Below are 5,640 nucleotides of genomic sequence, written 5' to 3'. Positions count from 1 at the left end.
TTAACGAAAAGAAGTTAAGAGTATCGATTCAAACGTTCTTTAACAATAAAAGGTTTGTTAAGATAATAATCTTTATAAACCGAATATGATAAAACTATTTACTACATGAAGATGTAGAGAAATAAACACGAAACAAGAATATGGAAAAAACATATCCTTGTCTATTAAAAGTAATCTAAAAAAAGTAACATTTTTTCAGAGGACTTAATAAAGCTAAGCTTTTACAATTGAGATTTATTTTGTAACAAGAGTTACATAATGGTCAAGATTAAACTTTTTATTATGGAGAGTTTGATCCTGGCTCAGAGTGAACGCTGGCGGCGTGCCTAACACATGCAAGTCGAACGAGAACGGGATTAAGTTTACTTAATTTGTCAGCTAAGTGGCGCACGGGTGAGTAATGTATAGTTAACCTGCCCTCGAGAAAGGAATAACAGTTGGAAACGACTGCTAATGCCCTATATGCCTTTAAGACATAAGTCTACAAGGGAAATGCTTTTGTGCTCGAGGATGGGACTGTATGGTATCAGATAGTTGGTGAGGTAATGGCTCACCAAGTCAATGACGCCTAACTGGTTTGAGAGGATGATCAGTCACACTGGAACTGAGACACGGTCCAGACTCCTACGGGAGGCAGCAGTGGGGAATATTGCACAATGGAGGAAACTCTGATGCAGCAACGCCGCGTGGAGGATGACACTTTTCGGAGCGTAAACTCCTTTTATATAGGAAGATAATGACGGTACTATATGAATAAGCGCCGGCTAACTCCGTGCCAGCAGCCGCGGTAATACGGAGGGCGCAAGCGTTACTCGGAATCACTGGGCGTAAAGAGCGTGTAGGCGGGTTAATAAGTCAGAAGTGAAATCCTATAGCTCAACTATAGAACTGCTTTTGAAACTGTTAACCTAGAATATGGGAGAGGTAGATGGAATTTCTGGTGTAGGGGTAAAATCCGTAGAGATCAGAAGGAATACCGATTGCGAAGGCGATCTACTGGAACATTATTGACGCTGAGACGCGAAAGCGTGGGGAGCAAACAGGATTAGATACCCTGGTAGTCCACGCCCTAAACGATGTACACTAGTTGTTGCCATGCTAGACATGGCAGTAATGCAGTTAACACATTAAGTGTACCGCCTGGGGAGTACGGTCGCAAGATTAAAACTCAAAGGAATAGACGGGGACCCGCACAAGCGGTGGAGCATGTGGTTTAATTCGACGATACGCGAAGAACCTTACCTGGACTTGACATAGTAAGAACTTTCTAGAGATAGATTGGTGTCTGCTTGCAGAAACTTATATACAGGTGCTGCACGGCTGTCGTCAGCTCGTGTCGTGAGATGTTGGGTTAAGTCCCGCAACGAGCGCAACCCTCGTCGTTAGTTGCTAACAGTTCGGCTGAGAACTCTAACGAGACTGCCTACGCAAGTAGGAGGAAGGTGAGGACGACGTCAAGTCATCATGGCCCTTACGTCCAGGGCTACACACGTGCTACAATGGGGCATACAAAGAGCCGCGATACCGCGAGGTGGAGCAAATCTCAAAAATGCCTCCCAGTTCGGATTGTAGTCTGCAACTCGACTACATGAAGTTGGAATCGCTAGTAATCGTAGATCAGCAATGCTACGGTGAATACGTTCCCGGGTCTTGTACTCACCGCCCGTCACACCATGGGAGTTGAACTCATTCGAAGCGGGGATGCTAAAGTAGCTACCCTCCACAGTGGATTCAGCGACTGGGGTGAAGTCGTAACAAGGTAACCGTAGGAGAACCTGCGGTTGGATCACCTCCTTTCAGAGAAAGAGTTAAGATTCGTTTCTTAACTCAGAAGCTACAACACGATGTAGCAAATAAGATGAGAAAAAAAATAGATAGTTTATTGTGTTCGGTTTATAAAGATTATTTAAAAAATAGGTGACAATGGGCCTATAGCTCAGCTGGCTAGAGCGCTCGACTGATAATCGTGAGGTCCCAGGTTCAAGTCCTGGTAGGCCCACCATTAGAATAGTCTTTCTGTGGGGATATAGCTCAGCTGGGAGAGCGCCTGCCTTGCACGCAGGAGGTCAGCGGTTCGATCCCGCTTATCTCCACCATCTATTACAAATTAGTTACTTGTTATTGGTAAATAGTATATTGGGAATAAACCAATAACTAATATACAAATTACAAAAACTAAATATAAAAACTATGAGTAGTTTTTATATTTGGTTTTTAACCAAAATGTTATTTAAAAATTTAATGTTAAAGTCTTTAATTTTTTTCGTTTAAATCAATATCTTTCGTATGAAGATGATTTAAAAATAAAAAATTTCATATCTAAATCAAATATTTATGAATAAATAAATATTTAATTAATGATAGACACAACTGTTTTATTAGATGTAGTAATATGTTTAATAAGATAGTAGCCAAGGAATAATTATTCAAATAAAGCAATTAACTTTAATTAGTTAATTTCTCAAATAAGGTAGATGTAGAGATACATTTATTAATAAGCTATTAAGGGCTAATGGTGGATGCCTAGACTGTAAGAGGCGATGAAGGACGTACTAGACTGCGATAAGCTTTGGGGAGCCGTCAAGAGGCTTTGATCCAGAGATTTCCGAATGGGACAACCCGGCATGTTATGCATGTCATCCTTTCGAGGAGGCGAACCTGGTGAAGTGAAACATCTCAGTAACCAGAGGAACAGAAATCAACCGAGATTCCGAGAGTAGCGGCGAGCGAAATCGGATTAGGGCACTTAGTGATAATATTTTAGATAGAAGAATTACCTGGAAAGGTAAAGCATAGAAGGTGATACTCCTGTATTCGAAATCTTTAATATGGTACTAGACTAAGGAACGAGTAGGTCGGGACACGTGATATCTTGACTGAATATGGGGGGACCACCCTCCAACCCTAAATACTACTTACAGATCGATAGTGAACAAGTACCGTGAGGGAAAGGTGAAAAGTACCCCAGTGAGGGGAGTGAAATAGAACCTGAAACCATTAGCTTACAATCATTCGGAGCCCTATGATTTATCAGGGTGACGGACTGCCTTTTGCATAATGAGCCTGCGAGTTGTGGTATCTGGCAAGGTTAAGCCAAGTGCGAAGCCGTAGCGAAAGCGAGTCTTAATAGGGCGAATTAGTCAGATGCTGCAGACCCGAAACGAAGTGATCTATCCATGAGCAGGTTGAAGCTGGTGTAAGAGCTAGTGGAGGACCGAACCGGTAGGCGTTGAAAAGTCTTCGGATGACTTGTGGATAGGGGTGAAAGGCCAATCAAACTTCGTGATAGCTGGTTCTCTCCGAAATATATTTAGGTATAGCCTCTAGTAGTAGCGTATAGGGGTAGAGCACTGACTGGGCTAGGGCTGCTTACCGCGGTACCAAACCCTATCAAACTTCGAATACTATACGTGTAATCTAGGGAGTCAGGCGGTGGGTGATAAAATCCATCGTCGAGAGGGGAACAACCCAGACTAACAGCTAAGGTCCCAAAGTCAATGTTAAGTGGAAAACGATGTGGAGTTACTGTGACAACCAGGAGGTTGGCTTAGAAGCAGCCACCCTTTAAAGAAAGCGTAACAGCTCACTGGTCTAGTGATTCTGCGCGGAAAATATAACGGGGCTAAACATTGCACCGAAGCTTTAGACTCAATTTATTGAGTGGTAGGAGAGCGTTCTATTCAGCGTTGAAGATGTACCGGTAAGGAGCGTTGGAGCGGATAGAAGTGAGCATGCAGGCATGAGTAGCGAGAAAAGAGGTGAGAATCCTCTTCGCCGAAAACCCAAGGTTTCCTACGCGATGCTCGTCATCGTAGGGTTAGTCGGGTCCTAAGTCGAGTCCGAAAGGGGTAGACGATGGCAAATTGGTTAATATTCCAATACCAACAAATAAGCGCGATGTGGGGACGCATAGAGTTAATCGAGCTCACTGATGGAATAGTGGGTCGAAGGACGTAGGTTGTTACTTAGGCAAATCCGGGTAACGTTAGACCGAGATCTTACAGGCTCTTGACGCTCTTCGGAGCAGATTGAGAATCGATGATACTGTCGTGCCAAGAAAAGCCACTAAGTATATTATTTGTTGCCCGTACCGTAAACCGACACAGGTGGGTGGGATGAGTATTCTAAGGCGCGTGGAAGAACCCTGGTTAAGGAACTCTGCAAACTAGCACCGTATCTTCGGTATAAGGTGTGCCTAACTCTGTATAGAGACTTGCTCTCGAAAGCGGAGAAGGTTGCAACAAAGAGTCCCTCCCGACTGTTTACCAAAAACACAGCACTTTGCTAACACGTAAGTGGATGTATAAGGTGTGACGCCTGCCCGGTGCTCGAAGGTTAACTGATGATGTTAGCGCAAGCGAAGCATTTGATTGAAGCCCGAGTAAACGGCGGCCGTAACTATAACGGTCCTAAGGTAGCGAAATTCCTTGTCGGTTAAATACCGACCTGCATGAATGGCGTAACGAGATGGGAGCTGTCTCAACCAGGGATCCAGTGAAATTGTAGTGGAGGTGAAAATTCCTCCTACCCGCGGAAAGACGGAAAGACCCCGTGCACCTTTACTACAGCTTGACACTGTAGCTTGGATATTCATGTGCAGGATAGGTGGGAGGCTTTGATCACAGGACGCCAGTACTGTGTGAGCCATCCTTGAGATACCACCCTTGAATATTTGAGTTACTAACTGCGAGGAGTTATCCTTCTTCAGGACAATGTCTGGTGGGTAGTTTGACTGGGGCGGTCGCCTCCTAAAAAGTAACGGAGGCTTACAAAGGTTAGTTCATGGCGGATGGAAATCGCCAGTTGAGTATAATGGCATAAACTAGCTTGACTGTGAGACATACAAGTCGAACAGAGACGAAAGTCGGTCATAGTGATCCGGTGGTTCTGTGTGGAAGGGCCATCGCTCAAAGGATAAAAGGTACGCCGGGGATAACAGGCTGATCTCCCCCAAGAGCTCACATCGACGGGGAGGTTTGGCACCTCGATGTCGGCTCATCGCATCCTGGGGCTGGAGCAGGTCCCAAGGGTATGGCTGTTCGCCATTTAAAGCGGTACGCGAGCTGGGTTCAGAACGTCGTGAGACAGTTCGGTCCCTATCTTCCGTGGGCGTAGGAAAGTTGAAGAGATTTGTCCCTAGTACGAGAGGACCGGGATGAACGTACCACTAGTGTACCAATTGTTCTGCCAAGGGCATCGTTGGGTAGCTACGTACGGATGTGATAAGAGCTGAAAGCATCTAAGCTCGAAGCCAACTCTAAGATGAACTTTCCCTGAAGATCCCAGCAAGACTAGCTGGTTGATAGGCTGGATGTGTAAGCGTTGAAAGACGTTTAGCTGACCAGTACTAATAGATCGTTTGGCTTATTTTATATATTTCTTGGTTTACTATCTTATTAAATGTATTAACATTTAATTATTGTGAAAGACTTAACATTAAAACTTTTTTTAAACTCATAGAACCTAATGTGAGTAAAGAGTAAATTATTCATTTAATTTATTGTTTACTCATATTGCTGGTGGTTTTAGCGAAGTGGAAATACCCAGCTCCATTCCGAACCTGGAAGTCAAGCACTTCTGCGCTGATAATACTGCAGGGTCCCCTTGTGGAAACGTAGGCCGCTGCCAGCTCTTGAGTAT

At 44.2% G+C, this 5,640-nt stretch carries 2 tRNA genes and 3 rRNA genes; all 5 read left to right on the top strand.

Annotated elements, in window-relative coordinates:
• Window positions 1-279: 279 nt before the first annotated feature.
• The 5 genes from FDK22_RS15600 (at window position 280) to rrf (ending at window position 5,631) form a co-directional block, all read left to right on the top strand.
• Window positions 280-1,797 (top strand): 16S ribosomal RNA (locus tag FDK22_RS15600).
• Between the two features lie 128 nt (window positions 1,798-1,925).
• A tRNA-Ile gene (locus FDK22_RS15595) sits at window positions 1,926-2,002 on the top strand.
• Window positions 2,003-2,020: 18 nt separating this feature from the next.
• Window positions 2,021-2,096 (top strand) — tRNA-Ala (locus FDK22_RS15590).
• Window positions 2,097-2,492: 396 nt separating this feature from the next.
• Window positions 2,493-5,372, top strand: a 23S ribosomal RNA gene (locus FDK22_RS15585).
• Between the two features lie 143 nt (window positions 5,373-5,515).
• Window positions 5,516-5,631 (top strand): 5S ribosomal RNA (gene rrf / locus FDK22_RS15580).
• The 16S, 23S and 5S rRNA genes sit together here with 2 tRNA genes alongside, the layout of an rRNA operon.
• The last annotated feature ends 9 nt before the right edge of the window (window positions 5,632-5,640 follow it).

It is taken from the genome of Arcobacter arenosus (genome assembly GCF_005771535.1).
Classification (GTDB): domain Bacteria; phylum Campylobacterota; class Campylobacteria; order Campylobacterales; family Arcobacteraceae; genus Halarcobacter; species Halarcobacter arenosus.
This window is presented reverse-complemented; position numbering and strand designations above follow the sequence as displayed.